The organism is Salinibacterium sp. SWN1162 (genome assembly GCF_015864675.1).
Taxonomy (GTDB): domain Bacteria; phylum Actinomycetota; class Actinomycetes; order Actinomycetales; family Microbacteriaceae; genus Rhodoglobus.
Genome location: NZ_JADYWT010000001.1, coordinates 1731628 through 1746818 on the forward strand (window position 1 = coordinate 1731628; position 15191 = coordinate 1746818).

14 protein-coding genes are annotated in these 15191 nt (G+C 60.6%); all 14 read left to right on the top strand.

Annotated elements, in window-relative coordinates:
• Positions 1–108: 108 nt before the first annotated feature.
• The 14 genes from I6E58_RS08155 (at position 109) to I6E58_RS08220 (ending at position 15182) form a co-directional block, all read left to right on the top strand.
• Positions 109–483, top strand: a complete 375-nt coding sequence (locus I6E58_RS08155) for an FKBP-type peptidyl-prolyl cis-trans isomerase (RefSeq protein WP_197132132.1) — start codon at positions 109–111, stop codon at positions 481–483.
• 59 nt (positions 484–542) lie between these two features.
• The gene (locus I6E58_RS08160) at positions 543–806 is read left to right on the top strand and encodes a phosphoribosyl-ATP diphosphatase (protein ID WP_100388946.1); all 264 of its coding nucleotides are present in this window, start codon (positions 543–545) and stop codon (positions 804–806) included.
• Between the two features lie 43 nt (positions 807–849).
• Positions 850–1689, top strand: a complete 840-nt coding sequence (gene hisG, locus I6E58_RS08165) for an ATP phosphoribosyltransferase (protein ID WP_197132134.1) — start codon at positions 850–852, stop codon at positions 1687–1689.
• A 1-nt stretch (position 1690) separates the two neighbouring features.
• Complete coding sequence (gene hisF, locus I6E58_RS08170; protein ID WP_129071453.1) at positions 1691–2443, top strand: imidazole glycerol phosphate synthase subunit HisF; 753 nt, start codon at positions 1691–1693, stop codon at positions 2441–2443.
• Positions 2440–2817 (top strand): phosphoribosyl-AMP cyclohydrolase, encoded by a 378-nt coding sequence (hisI, locus tag I6E58_RS08175; RefSeq protein WP_197132137.1) that lies wholly within the window; start codon positions 2440–2442, stop codon positions 2815–2817. Before hisF ends, hisI begins: the two co-directional genes overlap by 4 nt.
• The gene (locus tag I6E58_RS08180) at positions 2810–4336 is read left to right on the top strand and encodes an anthranilate synthase component I (protein ID WP_197132140.1); all 1527 of its coding nucleotides are present in this window, start codon (positions 2810–2812) and stop codon (positions 4334–4336) included. Before hisI ends, I6E58_RS08180 begins: the two co-directional genes overlap by 8 nt.
• Positions 4333–4902, top strand: a complete 570-nt coding sequence (locus tag I6E58_RS08185; protein WP_197132142.1) for a Trp biosynthesis-associated membrane protein — start codon at positions 4333–4335, stop codon at positions 4900–4902. Before I6E58_RS08180 ends, I6E58_RS08185 begins: the two co-directional genes overlap by 4 nt.
• Positions 4903–4962: 60 nt before the next feature.
• Positions 4963–5193, top strand: coding sequence for a DUF6704 family protein (locus tag I6E58_RS08190; protein ID WP_197132144.1), 231 nt, complete (start codon positions 4963–4965; stop codon positions 5191–5193).
• Between the two features lies 1 nt (position 5194).
• Positions 5195–5965: an indole-3-glycerol phosphate synthase TrpC gene (trpC, locus tag I6E58_RS08195; protein ID WP_197132146.1), complete on the top strand. Its 771-nt coding sequence runs from the start codon at positions 5195–5197 to the stop codon at positions 5963–5965.
• Positions 5965–7182, top strand: a complete 1218-nt coding sequence (gene trpB / locus I6E58_RS08200; protein ID WP_197132148.1) for a tryptophan synthase subunit beta — start codon at positions 5965–5967, stop codon at positions 7180–7182. The genes trpC and trpB overlap by 1 nt, the downstream gene beginning before the upstream one ends.
• A gap of 2 nt (positions 7183–7184) precedes the next feature.
• Positions 7185–7967 (top strand): tryptophan synthase subunit alpha, encoded by a 783-nt coding sequence (trpA, locus tag I6E58_RS08205; RefSeq protein WP_197132149.1) that lies wholly within the window; start codon positions 7185–7187, stop codon positions 7965–7967.
• Between the two features lie 33 nt (positions 7968–8000).
• Entirely contained in the window at positions 8001–9050 is a 1050-nt protein-coding gene (gene lgt, locus I6E58_RS08210) for a prolipoprotein diacylglyceryl transferase (RefSeq protein ID WP_197132946.1), read from the top strand.
• A 107-nt stretch (positions 9051–9157) separates the two neighbouring features.
• Positions 9158–13732, top strand: a complete 4575-nt coding sequence (gene gltB / locus I6E58_RS08215; RefSeq protein WP_197132151.1) for a glutamate synthase large subunit — start codon at positions 9158–9160, stop codon at positions 13730–13732.
• Positions 13725–15182: a glutamate synthase subunit beta gene (locus I6E58_RS08220; RefSeq protein WP_197132152.1), complete on the top strand. Its 1458-nt coding sequence runs from the start codon at positions 13725–13727 to the stop codon at positions 15180–15182. Before gltB ends, I6E58_RS08220 begins: the two co-directional genes overlap by 8 nt.
• Positions 15183–15191 lie beyond the last annotated feature (9 nt).

The window sequence follows — 15191 nt, forward strand, 5'->3', positions numbered from 1 at the left end:
GATGCCAGTGCCGATTGTCGCGCACCCTGCGTGTTGCCCACAGCGAACACAGCCTTATTCTGAGCGCCGCTGGGGCGCGAATCCTCTGCAATCTGGTTGACTAGTCGAATGACTGATTCAGCAAAATCTAAGCCAGAGGTCGAGTTCTATGAGGGCCCTGCGCCCACTGAGCTCGTCATCATTGACATTGAAGAGGGAACCGGCGCGGAGGCAACTGCTGGTTCCACGGTTGACGTGCACTACTTGGGCGTCGACTTTGAGACCCTCGAAGAGTTCGACTCCTCGTGGAGCCGCGGCGAATCCATAAACTTCCCGCTGATGGCGCTCATTAGCGGTTGGCAAGAGGGAATTCCCGGTATGAAGGTTGGTGGCCGCCGCCAGCTCATCTGCCCGCCTCACCTCGCGTACGGTCCCGCCGGTGCTGGTCACCAGCTCTCGGGGCGTACCTTGACCTTCGTGATCGACCTGCTCGGCACGAACTAGTCACACCTCGTTCGAGTCATGCGGCAAGGGACCGCCCTCCGGGGCGGTACCCTTGACGTGTGAAAGACTTCGACGCACTTTTTGCTGAACTAAGCCGCAAAGCGGTAGAACGTCCGGCCGACTCTGGTTCGGTTGCCCTGTGGGATGCCGGAGTGCATTCGATCGGCAAGAAGATTGTGGAAGAGGCTGCCGAAGTGTGGATGGCAGCCGAGTACCAATCGGACGAAGAAACCGCAGACGAAATCTCCCAACTTATTTACCATCTTCAGGTTCTGATGGTTGCGAAAGGGCTCAGCCCGGAGGACGTATGGCGACATCTTTGATGCGCCAACGACCACTTTTCGCACCAACTGACTGAGAGCTGACATGTTAAGAGTTGCAGTGCCCAACAAGGGTTCACTGAGTGAGATCGCTTCTGAAATGCTGCACGAAGCGGGCTACACGGGCCGACGAGATCCGCGCGCCTTGAACGTTCGCGATGACCGCAACGGCGTCGAGTTCTTCTATCTTCGTCCCCGCGACATTGCCACCTACGTGGGCTCCGGAGCCCTCGATGTTGGCATCACAGGCCGAGACCTGCTGTTGGATTCGGGATCGCCGGCGACCGAAATCGCCAGCCTTAATTTTGGCGACTCGACGTTCCGCTTCGCGGGGGAGCCTGGGCGGTTCAGCGAACTTTCCGACCTCAACGGCGTGCGCGTCGCTACCAGTTATGTCGGTCTAGTTGGAGCATTCCTTGAGCGCCACGGCGTCACGGCAGAGCTCGTCAGCCTCGATGGTGCGGTGGAATCAGCGATCCGACTCGGAGTAGCGGATGCCGTGGCCGACGTGGTGTCGACCGGTTCCACGCTCCGGGCGCAGGGCCTCGAAATCTTCGGTCCCGTCATCCTCGATTCGACCGCTGTTCTGATCAGTTCGGGCAAAGATGTAGAGGGCGGCGCGACGCTTCAACGTCGCCTGCAGGGAGTGCTCGTTGCCCGCCAGTACGTGCTTATCGATTACGACGTTCCGGTGACGTTGCTCGAAGCGGCCACGAAGGTTACGCCGGGTATCGAAAGCCCCACGGTTTCGCCTCTCCAAGACCCCGCCTGGGTTGCTGTGCGTTCCATGGTGCGCCGGGTTGATACCAACCAGGTGATGGACGAACTGCATGCCGTCGGCGCACGGGCCATTCTGGTCAGCGCGATTCACGCAGCGAGGATCTAACGTGACGGTCGCTGTGCGGGTTATTCCGTGTCTCGATGTCGCCGACGGTCGCGTCGTCAAGGGCGTGAACTTCAAAGATCTGCGTGATGCTGGAGACCCGGTATCCCTAGCGCGTCTGTACTACGAGCAGGGTGCCGACGAGGTTACCTTTCTCGATGTAACGGCAACGGTTGAGGGTCGCGCCACTATGTACGAGGTGGTGCGTTCCGCTGCCGAGCAAATCTTCATTCCACTGACAGTTGGTGGCGGAGTTCGCCAACCCGACGACGTCTCGAAGCTTCTTGCTCACGGCGCCGACAAAGTGGGCGTCAACAGCGCCGCCCTTGCGCGCCCTGAGCTCATCGATGACATTGCGCACCGTTTCGGCGCTCAGGTTCTCGTGCTCAGCCTCGACATTAAGCGCCGCGGAGACGGTTGGATCGTCACCACCCACGGCGGCCGCACCGAGACTGACCGCGACGCTCTCGAATGGGCCCGTGAAGCCATGGAGCGTGGCGCAGGGGAGCTGCTCGTCAACTCGATCGATGCTGACGGTACGAAGGAAGGGTTCGACCTCGAACTCGTCTCCGCGATCAGTGAATTCGCCACAGTCCCGGTCATCGCCAGTGGTGGTGCCGGAAAGGTCGAGCACTTCGCTCCGGCGATTGATGCGGGTGCGGATGCCGTCCTTGCCGCATCCGTTTTCCACAGCCGTCAGCTGACGGTTGGCGATGTCAAAGCTTCACTGAAAAGTCATGGATTGGTGACACGATGAGCGATGAAATCACTCTCGAGACCGTAAACGATGTGCTGGAACGCGCTCAGTTCGCGCCCGACGGCTTGCTGCCGGCGATTATCCAGCAGTGGGACACCAAAGAGGTGCTCATGTTGGGTTACATGAACGCGGAAGCGCTCACGCGCACCCTTACCGAGGGGCGAGTCACCTTCTACAGCCGCAGCCGCCAAGAACTCTGGCGCAAGGGCGACACCAGCGGGCACCGCCAGTACGTGCGCACGGCGGCACTGGACTGCGACCGCGATGCGCTGCTCGTGGGCGTTGAGCAGGTGGGCCCCGCGTGCCACACCGGCGCTCATTCCTGTTTCGAAGTTGATCCGCTCGTTCCCCGCCAAGGATTCTCTGATGAATAGCACCACCACTCGCGACGAGTTCGATCAGCTCGTTGCTGCCGGACACCGCGTCGTGCCGGTCATCCGTCAGCTCTTTGCTGATGGTGAGACTCCAGTCGGCGTTTATCGCAAGCTAGCGAAAGCCAATCCCGGCACCTTTTTACTCGAGTCGGCCGGTCAGGGCGGCATTTGGGCTCGCTTCTCCTTCGTCGGTGTTGCAAGCTTCGGCGTGCTCACGCAACACGACCACGGCGTCGAGTGGATTGACTACGGGATGCCGCGCGAGCGGATTCTGGGCGACGACTGCCCGACTGCGCCGCTCGATGCGCTCGCTCATCTCAACGAGCGCTGGAAGACGCCTCGCGTTGAGGGTCACCCTCCGCTCACCGGTGGTCTCGTCGGCTTCATCGGTTGGGAAGCGGTCCGCGAACTAGAGAACCTTCCCGATGCCCCACCCGCTGATTTTGATGTTCCGAGCCAAGCGCTCAGCTTCGTCTCCGACCTCGTGGTGCTCGATCACCGTTTCGGCACCGTCCTACTCATCTCGACGGCGCTCAACGACGGACACCAAACCCCGGATGAGATGTGGCACGAGACGCAATCGCGACTCGACTCCCTCCAAACCGGTCTCGCTCAGCCGACGGACGCCTTCCTGGCCGATGTCGACATCGAAATCGAACCGCACCCGTCAGCACGCACTACTCCCGCGGAGTACGCGACTGCCATCGAGAAATCGAAAGAGTTCATTCGCGACGGCGATGTATTCCAGGTAGTCATATCTCAGCGCTTTGACCACGAAGTTTCGGCCTCACCGCTTGACGTTTATCGCGTGTTGCGCACTTTGAACCCCTCGCCGTACATGTATTTGTTGTCGCTCGTGGACCTCGATGGGCGACCGTACTCGATCGTGGGAGCGAGCCCCGAGGCTCTCGTCAAAGTTAGCCAAAAGCGTGTGCACATGCACCCCATCGCTGGTTCGCGTCCGCGCGGCAGCGACACCGAGCATGACCTTGAACTCGCCGAGGAACTGCTCGCCGACACGAAAGAGCGCGCCGAGCACCTAATGCTTGTCGACCTCGCCCGTAACGACCTCCTGAAGGTCTGCACGCCGGGCACTGTCGCCGTCACTGAGTTCATGCAGGTCGAACGCTTCAGCCACATCATGCACCTCGTGTCGTCTGTCGAGGGCGATCTGCGCCCGGATGCAACCGCGGTAGATGTGTTCCGCGCGACGTTCCCTGCTGGCACGCTATCGGGCGCACCTAAGCCCCGCGCGCTTGAAATTATCGATGAGCTCGAACCGGCCCAACGCGGTGTTTACGGCGGAGTCGTGGGGTACTTCGACTTCGCTGGCGACGCCGACCTCGCGATCGCTATCCGTACGGTCACGATTGTCGACGGTGTGGCTCGTGTGCAAGCTGGCGCCGGTCTTGTCGCGGATTCAGATCCGGCCGCAGAGCACCAAGAAGCGCAGAACAAGGCTGCAGCGCCGTTGCGCGCTGTCGCGGTTGCCAACGCAATGACTCAGTTGAGCTCATGAGCGGTAAGCGGTCTCGCTCAGTAGTCCTCGCCGGGCTTGCGCTTCTCGCGGCTGTCGTGATGCTCACCTGGACCCAGCGGTGGTTCACCATTACGCTCCCGGATGACGTTGTGGTCGAGGTGCTCGGCAGTGATGCGGCCGGTGCGCTTGCTGCCCTCGCCCTCTCCGTCTTTGCTCTCGTTGCCGCCCTCAGTATCGCTTCCGTGCTTGTGCGCCGGATTCTTGGCGCGGTGGCGGCAGCCGTTGGTGTGGCCATTGTGGTCGTGAGTCAGTCCACGCTCGCCGACCCGGCCCTATCCTCATCCGAATTGGTAACCCAGTCCACGGGCATCAGCGGTATCGATTCTGTTCGCGCACTGATTGTCATGGTCGAAGGCAGCATGTGGTCATACACCGCTCTCGTCGCGGGGGCACTTATCGTCGTCGTGGGGTTGCTTGCAACGGTCTCAGCTCACCGGTGGCCCACGGCAACGAAGAAGTACGAACGAGCAACCGCCGTTGTCGCGGATGACCCCGCGTCGCAGTGGGATGCGCAAAGTCGTGGAATCGACCCGACAGAGCGCTGATTGGCAACGCCAGGCGGCTTACTCCCGCTACAATTTAAGATCAGCAAAGGATGGAGCCTGATGAGTACTGATAATGACCCCGGCCACGGAAACTCCCCGGCGGCATGGACCGCTGTAGTGATCATGTTGGTCGCCTTCTCCATCGGAACACTCGCATTCTGGTTCAACATCGCGTGGCTTGTCTTCGCGTCGGCCGGACTCGTAGTCGTGGGGTTGATCGTCGGCCAGGTGCTCAAGCGCCTCGGCTATGGCGTGGGTGGCGACAAGCTCACCCCCACGACCCACAGCTAGAGTGCTCTCCGATTTAGTTGACGGCGCTCGTGAAGACGCCGCCGTCCGTCGTGAGTCTGTCAGTCTGGCCGTTGTAGAGCGCGCCGCGGCTGATGCTGCCCCCGCTCTTGATGCTCTTGAGGCGCTGTCTCCTCGTGAGCGCGTCCACATCATCGCTGAGATCAAGCGCTCGAGTCCCTCACGCGGGGCTCTCGCCGAGATCAGCGATCCTGCGTCGCTCGCCACCTCGTACCAAACCGGGGGAGCGAGCGCGATCAGCGTGCTCACTGAACAGCGCCGCTTTGGCGGTTCGCTTGAAGACCTGATTACAGTGAAGTCGGTCGTGCGGTTGCCCGTATTGCGCAAGGACTTCATTGCCGAGCCATATCAAGTATTCGAGGCTCGGGCGGCAGGAGCCGACTTGGTTCTCCTGATCGTTGCGGCTCTTGACCAGCAGACGTTGACTACGCTGTACAACCTCGTCGTGCAGCTCGGCATGACCCCGTTGGTGGAGACGCATTCAGCGGAAGAGGTGTCCCGAGCACTCGACGTCGGAGCCAGCCTCGTCGGGGTCAACGCTCGCGACTTGAGCACGTTTGAACTTGACCAAAATCTGTTTGGCGAACTTGCCGACCAGATTCCCAGCGGAGTGATCCGCATCGCAGAGTCGGCGGTGAAAACTGCTGCAGATGTTGCGCATTATCGTAACGCGGGCGCTGATGTCGTCCTTGTAGGCGAAGCGCTTGTCACTGGCGACCCGATCGCGACTTTGCAAGACTTTTTGGACTGCTAATGCTAAAAGATGAAGTTGGCCCCTACTTCGGTGAGTTCGGTGGGCGATTCGTTCCAGAATCCCTCATTGCCGCTCTCGACGAGTTAGACGCCGCCTATAACGAAGCCAAGAACGACCCTGAGTTTGCAGCGGAGCTTGCTGAGCTCCACGCGAGCTACACGGGGCGTCCTTCGATCATCACTGAGATACCGCGCTTTGCGGAGCACGCTGGCGGTGCCCGCATAATTCTCAAGCGCGAAGATCTCAACCACACGGGTTCCCACAAGATCAACAACGTGTTGGGCCAAGCCCTCCTTGCCCGTCGTTTGGGCAAGACGCGCCTGATCGCTGAGACCGGTGCCGGTCAGCACGGTGTCGCTACGGCGACTGCTGCGGCACTCTTCGGAATGTCGTGTGTTGTATACATGGGCGAGGTCGACACTGAGCGTCAGGCCCTCAACGTTGCGCGTATGCGCCTTCTCGGGGCCGAAGTTGTTCCCGTCACCGCCGGTTCTCGCACGCTGAAAGACGCGATCAACGAGGGCCTGCGCGACTGGGTCGCCAACGTTGACGATACTCACTACCTGATGGGCACCGTTGCCGGTCCTCATCCGTTCCCGGTCATGGTTCGCGATTTCCACCGCGTCATTGGCGATGAGGCACGTAAGCAAGTTCTCGCGCTCACTGGCTCACTGCCCACGGCCGTCGTCGCCTGTGTGGGCGGCGGTAGCAACGCCATGGGTATTTTCCATGCGTTCCTCGACGATGCTGATGTTGCGCTTTACGGCTACGAGGCCGCTGGCGAGGGTCATTTGACCGAGCGCCACGCCGCTACGCTCACGCGCGGTCGCCCCGGCGTTCTGCACGGTGCGCGCAGCTACATGTTGCAAGACGATGAAGGCCAGACGGTTGAATCGCATTCGATCTCGGCTGGCTTAGATTATCCCGGCGTCGGCCCCGAACACTCGTGGCTCAAAGACATCGGGCGTGCCAATTATGAACCGATCACGGATGCTGAAGCCATGGATGCGCTGCGTCTGCTGAGCCGTACCGAGGGAATCATTCCCGCCATCGAGTCTGCTCACGCACTGGCGGGAGCAATTAAACTCGGCAAGGAACTCGGCCCGGAGTCGGTCATCCTCGTGAACCTCAGTGGTCGCGGCGATAAGGACATGGAAACGGCAGCCGAATATTTCGAGCTGCTCGATTCATCCGAAGCCGCACAGGCAGGGGAATAACTGTGAGCGCAGTAGAAGCGGCCATTGCCCGCGCGAACGCGGAACGCGGCGGCGCGCTCATCGGGTACCTGCCCGTCGGTTTTCCTACGTTAGCTGAGAGCATCGAAGCAGCCGTAGCAATGGCTGAAAATGGTGTCGACGTCATCGAACTCGGCCTGCCGTACTCAGATCCCGTTATGGACGGTCCTGCCATCCAGAAGGCAACGCAAACCGCGCTATCGAACGGCTTCCGTCTTCAGGACGGCTTTGACGCGGTTCGCGAAATTACGTCGCGCGTGGCGGCACCGGTTGTTCTCATGAGCTACTGGAACCCGATCATGCAGTACGGGGTTGATCGCTTTGCCGACGAGCTCAAGGCCGCCGGCGGTGCCGGAATTATCACGCCCGACCTCGTCAGCGACGAAGCCGCTGATTGGATCGCCGCATCCGAGCGCACTGGTCTCGACCGTGTATTCCTCGCGGCCCCATCGTCAAGCGATGCTCGACTCGCTCGCGCGGTCGAAATGAGCAGCGGATTTGTGTACGCCGTATCGACGATGGGCATCACGGGCGCACGCTCCGACGTGGATGCTGCAGCGAAGACCTTGGTGGCCCGTTTGCGTGACGCCGGTTCCACCAGCGCCTGTGTGGGCCTCGGTATCTCGACCGCCGAGCAGGTGCGCGAGGTCTTGACGTATGCCGACGGCGCGATTGTTGGGTCAGTTTTTGTTAGTGCGTTGTCGACCGGTGGGGTGGAAGCTGTCGCGAAGACTGCAGCGTCACTTGCGACCGGTACTCTTGCTTAGTCGCAGTCCAGAAAGGTGACCTCCTTGTCATTAGTGCCCCTCAGTATCCCGAGCCCACCTGACTCGTGGTCGACGCTTGTTACGATCCCGTTTGATCAGTGGTTCAGTGCTATCGGGCTCGACTTCGGTCAAGCAGTCCAGATTCACACGTACGCCATCTGCATTCTGCTTGGCATCATCGCCGCGACGATGCTCACGGAGCGCCGGCTGGCGCGTCACGGTGCCGAGCCGGGGATCGTCATCGACATCATCATTTGGGCGGTGCCGCTCGGGCTCGTGGGCGCACGTTTGTACCACGTAGTGACTCACCCCGGTGACTACTTCTACGAGGGCGCAGACCCTTGGGAAGTCATTCGTATCTGGAACGGTGGCAACGCCATCTTCGGTTCCCTCATCGGCGGTGCGGTCGGTGCTTACATCGGTGCTCGCATGACCGGCATCCGATTCTGGAGTTTTGCGGATGCTCTGGCTCCCGCCATGCTTCTGGCGCAGGCGATCGGTCGCCTCGGCAACTACTTCAACCAGGAGCTCTTCGGCCAGCCGACAGCGCTGCCCTGGGGTCTACAGATCGATGCCGGCAATTCGGCCATCCCCGTCGGGCTCCCGGTCGACACGCTGTTCCACCCGACGTTCCTCTACGAGATGATTTGGAACGTCGTGGGCATCGTGTTCTTGCTCACGATGGAGCGTCAGTACGGCTTCGTCAAGAAGCACGTTCTCGGTCTTACGGTGCCAGTCTTTGCGCCGACCGGTCCGGTTCGCTTGCAGTGGGGCAAGGTCTGGGCCCTCTACATGATCTGGTACGGCATTGGCCGCGTCTGGTTCGAGTCGATTCGCATTGACCCCAGTGAAGTGATTCTTGGGTTGCGCGTGAACGTCTGGGGGGCACTGCTTACCGTTGCTCTCGGTATCGTTCTCTTCATCATCCAGTCTCGGCGTCATGTGGGTGTCGAGAAGACTGCCTACGTCGATGGTCACACGTGGTCTGCCGATGGTGTTGTAAACTCCGAAGAACGTTATTCGGAGCATGACATTGTCGTCAACGCTGTCGAGGAGTCCGCTCCCGTCATTGCTTCGAAATAGTCCGCCACAAGCGGTCGCACCCCCTCAGGCCTGAATCAGGCGCTGAAAATTGTCTCTGGGCCATAGAAGTCCCTCTCCGCACCAGTAATACGTGAGGACGGTACGGCATGGCTGTTACCCCACCCTTTGAACGCTTTGGTTCTATCCCCGCAGCACAGGGGATGTATGACCCAACCAACGAGAAAGATGCCTGTGGGCTCGCCATGGTGGCGACGCTTCGCGGCACTCCCGGGCACGACATTATCGCCACCGCCCTCGAGGCGCTGCGTAATCTTGAGCACCGCGGAGCCGTAGGCTCTGACGCTGGTACCGGTGACGGTGCAGGCATCATGCTTCAGATTCCGGATGCGTTCTTCCGTGCCGTCGTCGAGTTCGAGCTGCCCACTGAGGGCCGCTACGCCGCGGGTATCGCGTTCTTGCCCCTCGACAGCGCAGCGCGCGCCGAGGTCAAACAGGGCATCGAGAAGCTTGCTGAAGAAGAAGATCTCACCGTACTTGGCTGGCGCGACGTTCCGATCCAACCGGGAGAGCTTGGCTCGCTGGCTCGCGGCGCCATGCCGGCATTCGAGCAGCTCTTCCTGCAGTCGAAGCGCGTCGACCTCAAGGGCACGCTGCGTGGCATTCACCTTGATCGCCAGACCTATCGCCTTCGCAAGCGCGCCGAGCGCGAGCTTCACGTGTACTTCCCCTCGTTGTCGTGCCGCACGATCACCTATAAGGGAATGGTCACGACGCTTCAGCTTGAGCCGTTCTACCCTGACCTTTCTGACGAGCGTTTCGCGTCCAAGCTTGCGCTTGTTCACTCGCGGTACTCTACGAATACCTTCCCGTCCTGGCCGCTTGCGCAGCCTTTCCGCATGGTGGCTCACAACGGTGAAATCAACACCGTGCAGGGCAACCGCAACTGGATGCGCGCCCGCCAGTCTCAGCTCGAGTCCGCAGTCTTCGGTGACATCAAGGACATCCTGCCGGTTAACACTCCAGGCGCCAGCGACTCGGCCTCGTTCGATGAGGTAGTTGAACTACTCAACCTCGCCGGTCGTTCGCTGCCGCACGCCATGATGATGATGGTGCCCGAAGCGTATGAGAACCAGACGGATACCGACCCGCGCCGTCGCGCGTTCTACGAGTACCACTCGATGCTCATGGAGCCCTGGGATGGTCCTGCCGCCCTCGTCTTCACCGATGGCTCCCTCGTGGGTGCCACTCTCGACCGCAACGGACTTCGTCCCGGTCGCTACTTGGTGACGGATGATGGCCTCGTTGTTCTTGCGAGCGAGATCGGGGTCTTCGACGTCGAGCCGACGAAGGTTGTTCGCAAGGGACGACTGCGTCCCGGCAAGATGTTCCTTGTCGACACCGCCGCTGGTCGTCTGATCGAAGACGACGAGATCAAGGCAGAACTCGCGGCATCGCAGCCGTGGGCTGAGTGGCTCGAGAGCGGTCGAATCGCTCTGGAAGAGCTTCCTGAGCGTGAGCACATCGTGCACACCCCCGCGTCCGTCACTCGTCGTCAGCGCACGTTCGGTTATACCGAGGAAGAAGTGCGCATCCTCATCGAGCCGATGTCGCGACTGGGCGCCGAGCCGTTGGGCGCCATGGGATCGGATACTCCGATTGCTGTGCTCTCACAGCGCCCGCGACTGCTCTTCGACTACTTCACGCAGCAGTTCGCGCAGGTAACAAATCCGCCGCTCGACTCGATTCGAGAAGCCGTCGTTACCTCGATGGCGCTGGGCATTGGTCCGCAGCGCAACCTGCTGAACGCAACGCCAGAGCACGCCAAGCAAGTCGCGCTGCCATTCCCCGTGATCGACAACGACGAACTCGCCAAGATTCAACACATCGAACCGCACCCGGGAAGTCGTCTTTCGACGACGATCAAGGGGCTGTACCGCGTTGATGCTGGCCCGTCGGCGATGGAATCCCGTCTGGCTGAGATGTGCGCCGAAGCGGACGCTGCGATCGCCGCTGGTGCCGAGTTCATCGTTCTCTCGGACCGTGACTCGAACAAGGACCTCGCTCCGATTCCGTCATTGCTCATGCTCGCTACTGTGCACCACCACCTCATCCGCCAACAGGAGCGTATGAAGGTCGGAATGATCGTCGAGGCTGGTGACGTTCGTGAGGTTCACCACGTCGCGCTTCTCGTCGGCTACGGTGCTTCCGCGATCAACCCGTACCTCGCGATGGAATCTGCCGAAGAACTCGTCCGCAACGGCACCATTACACGACTCACGCCTGAGAAGGCCGTTCGCAACCTCATCACCGCGCTCGGTAAGGGCGTGTTGAAGATCATGTCCAAGATGGGCATCTCCGTAGTGAGCTCCTATGCTGGCGCCCAGGCTTTTGAAGCTGTCGGTCTGTCGCAGGCCTTCGTAGACCAGTACTTCACTGGCACTAAGAGCATCCTTGGCGGCATCGGGCTCGATGTCATTGCTCGCGAAAATGCTGAGCGTCACATCGCTGCGTACCCCGAGGATCGTGCGCCGACGGTCCACGAGCGCCTCAACACAGGCGGCGAGTACCAGTGGCGCCGTGAAGGACCACCGCATCTCTTCAACCCAGAGACTGTATTCAAGCTGCAGCACGCTACGCGTAACCGCCGCTATGACATCTTCCGGGAGTACACCTCGAAGGTAGATGAGCAGGCGGAGAACCTGATGACTCTGCGCGGCCTCTTTAAATTCAAGAAGGATGAGCGAACGCCCATCGCGATTGACGAGGTTGAGCCGGTGTCCAGCATCGTCAAGCGTTTCAGCACCGGTGCGATGAGTTACGGCTCGATCAGCAAGGAAGCGCACGAGACGCTGGCTATTGCGATGAACCAGCTCGGCGCGCGGTCCAACACGGGTGAGGGCGGTGAAGATGTCGACCGCCTTCTCGACCCGACACGTCGCAGTGCCATCAAGCAGGTGGCCTCAGGCCGTTTCGGCGTCACGAGCATGTATTTGACGCACGCTGACGACATCCAAATCAAGATGGCTCAGGGCGCAAAGCCGGGTGAAGGCGGGCAGCTGCCCGCAGGCAAGGTTTACCCCTGGATCGCTCGAACGCGTCATGGCACTCCCGGCGTCGGTCTAATTTCGCCGCCGCCCCACCACGACATTTACTCGATTGAAGACCTCAAACAGCTGATCTTCGACCTCAAGCGCTCGAATCCCTCGGCACGTGTTCACGTGAAGCTCGTGAGCCAGAAGGGCATTGGCGCAGTCGCTGCCGGTGTAACGAAGGCCAAGGCTGACGTCGTACTTGTCTCCGGCCACGATGGCGGTACCGGTGCGAGCCCGTTGAACTCGCTCAAGCATGCGGGCACCCCGTGGGAAATCGGCTTGGCTGAGACCCAGCAGACGCTCATGCTCAACGGCATGCGCGATCGCGTCGTGGTTCAGGTAGACGGTCAGATGAAGACCGGTCGTGATGTCATCATCGGCGCGCTTCTTGGCGCTGAAGAGTATGGCTTCGCTACGGCTCCTCTTGTCGTCTCAGGGTGCATCTTGATGCGCGTCTGTCACCTCGACACGTGCCCCGTTGGTGTCGCAACTCAGAATCCTGAGTTGCGGGAACGCTTCACGGGCAAGCCCGAATTCGTGGTCAATTTCTTCGAGTTCTTGGCCCAGGAAGTTCGCGAGTACCTTGCTGAGCTGGGTTTCCGCACGCTAGAAGAAGCAATCGGGCATAGCGAGCTTCTCGATGTCAACCGTGCGGTTTCGCATTGGAAGACAGACGGCCTCGATTTGTCGCCCGTGTTCAACGGTCCTGAGTTCAGCGACTCGGAACCCCGCACCCATGCGGTTGAGCAGGACCACGAACTCGCCGAGCACTTTGACCAGCAGCTCATTCAGCTGAGTCAAGCGGCCTTAGAAAATAAAGAGTCCGTTGAGATCGATCTGCACGTTCGTAACACTGACCGTGCCGTCGGAACGATGCTGGGCCACGAAGTAACTCGTCGCCATGGTGAACACGGTTTGCCCACCGACACGATCTCGATCACTCTGCACGGCTCTGCCGGTCAGTCGTTGGCTGCGTTCGTTCCGGCTGGAATTTCGATCAAGCTCTACGGCGACAGCAATGACTACGTCGGCAAGGGCTTGTCCGGCGGCTCCGTCGTGGTGCGTCCTGATCTCACTAGCGTCTTCGCTGCGGAAAAAAACGTGATCGCCGGAAACGTTATTGGTTATGGCGCAACAAGCGGCAGCATTTTCATCCGCGGCAAGGTGGGTGAGCGCTTCATGGTGCGAAACTCGGGCGCTACGGCAGTCGCTGAAGGAGTGGGTGACCACGCGCTCGAATACATGACGGGTGGCTTGGTCCTGATTCTCGGCGCTACCGGCCGCAACCTCGGTGCTGGAATGTCGGGCGGAACCGCCTACATTCACCAGCTCCGCGAAGAGCGCGTCAATGGTGACTCCCTGAGTTCGGGGGAGTTGATATTGAGCGGCCTTGGTGGCGCGGATATCGAAATCGTCAAGGATCTCCTCGAACGTCATCTCGAAGAGACCGGGTCAATAGTTGCCGAAGGCATGCTGGCCGATATGGATGCCACGGCAGCCCAGTTCACGAAGGTTACGCCTCGTGATTACGCGGCCGTCATCCAGACTCGAGAGACTGCATTAGCTGAGGGACTCGACCCCGACGGGGACGTTACCTGGGCACGAATTAGGGAGGTTACCGGTGGCTGATCCCAAGGGATTCCTCAAGGTCCAAGAGCGCGAGCTTCCGAAGCGGCGCCCCGTCAGCCTTCGACTGATGGATTATAAAGAGGTTTATGAGCAGCAAGAGTCGGGCCAGTTGGCTCGGCAAGCTGGCCGTTGCATGGACTGTGGAGTTCCGTTCTGTCATCAGGGATGCCCCCTCGGCAACCTAATCCCAGAGTGGAACGACTTGATGCGCCGCGGCGAAAGTGCCGAGGCAATCGAGCGTCTTCACGCCACGAACAACTTCCCAGAGTTCACGGGTCGTTTGTGCCCGGCGCCGTGTGAAAGCTCCTGTGTGCTGGGGATCAACCAGCCTGCGGTCACGATCAAGCAGATTGAAGTGTCGATCATTGATCAGGCCTTCGCCGATGGCAATGTCACGCCGCATCCTCCCGGACGCTTGACGGGCAAGACTGTCGCCGTGGTCGGTTCCGGTCCCGCGGGGCTGGCTGCCGCTCAACAGCTCACTCGCGCCGGTCACACGGTTGCTGTCTTCGAGCGTGAAGACCGCATCGGCGGACTGCTGCGCTACGGCATCCCCGACTTCAAAATGGAAAAGCGCCACATCGAGTCGCGGCTTGCCCAAATGCAGGCTGAGGGCACTCGATTCCGCGCCGGCGTCACTATCGGTGTCGATATCTCATGGAATGATCTTCGGTCACGCTATGACGCTGTCGTCGTCGCTACGGGAGCTACCGCACCCAGGGACTTGCCGATTCCCGGTCGCGACGCGCTCGGCGTTCACTTCGCCATGGAGTACCTCGTTCAGTCCAACCGTGCTGTCGCGGGCGACACTGTCAGCGAGCAGGTTACGGCTGAGGGCAAGCATGTCGTTGTTCTCGGTGGTGGAGATACCGGTGCTGACTGCATCGGCACCGCGCACCGCCAGGGCGCACTGTCGGTGACCAACCTCGCCATCGGCGTTCAGCCGCCAAGCGAGCGTCCTGAGCACCAGCCCTGGCCACTCACTCCCACGCTATTCGAGGTCTCCAGCGCTCACGAAGAGGGCGGCGAGCGTCAATACCTAGCCTCAACGGTAGAGTTCCTGACCAACTCGGTCGGCGAGGTGCGGGCTATCCGCGTCGCGGAGACTGAGTTCGTCGATGGTCGTCGTGTTCCCAAGGCAGGCTCCGAGCGCGAGATCCCCGCCGATCTCGTTCTTCTCGCCCTTGGGTTCACCGGTCCAGAAACGGACACCCTCGACAAGCAGCTTCCGCTCGAGGCAGATGCTCGCGGCAACCTCACGCGCGACGAAAACTACGAAAGCGGCACCCCTGGCGTGTACGTCGTCGGAGACGCCGGTCGTGGCCAGTCGCTCATTGTCTGGGCAATCGCAGAAGGTAGGGCTGCGGCATCCGCGGTTGATCGCTACCTTGAGGGGGAGACGCAATTGCCGTTCCCCGTTCGCCCGGACGATCGCGGCATGACGCTTTAATATTTCCAC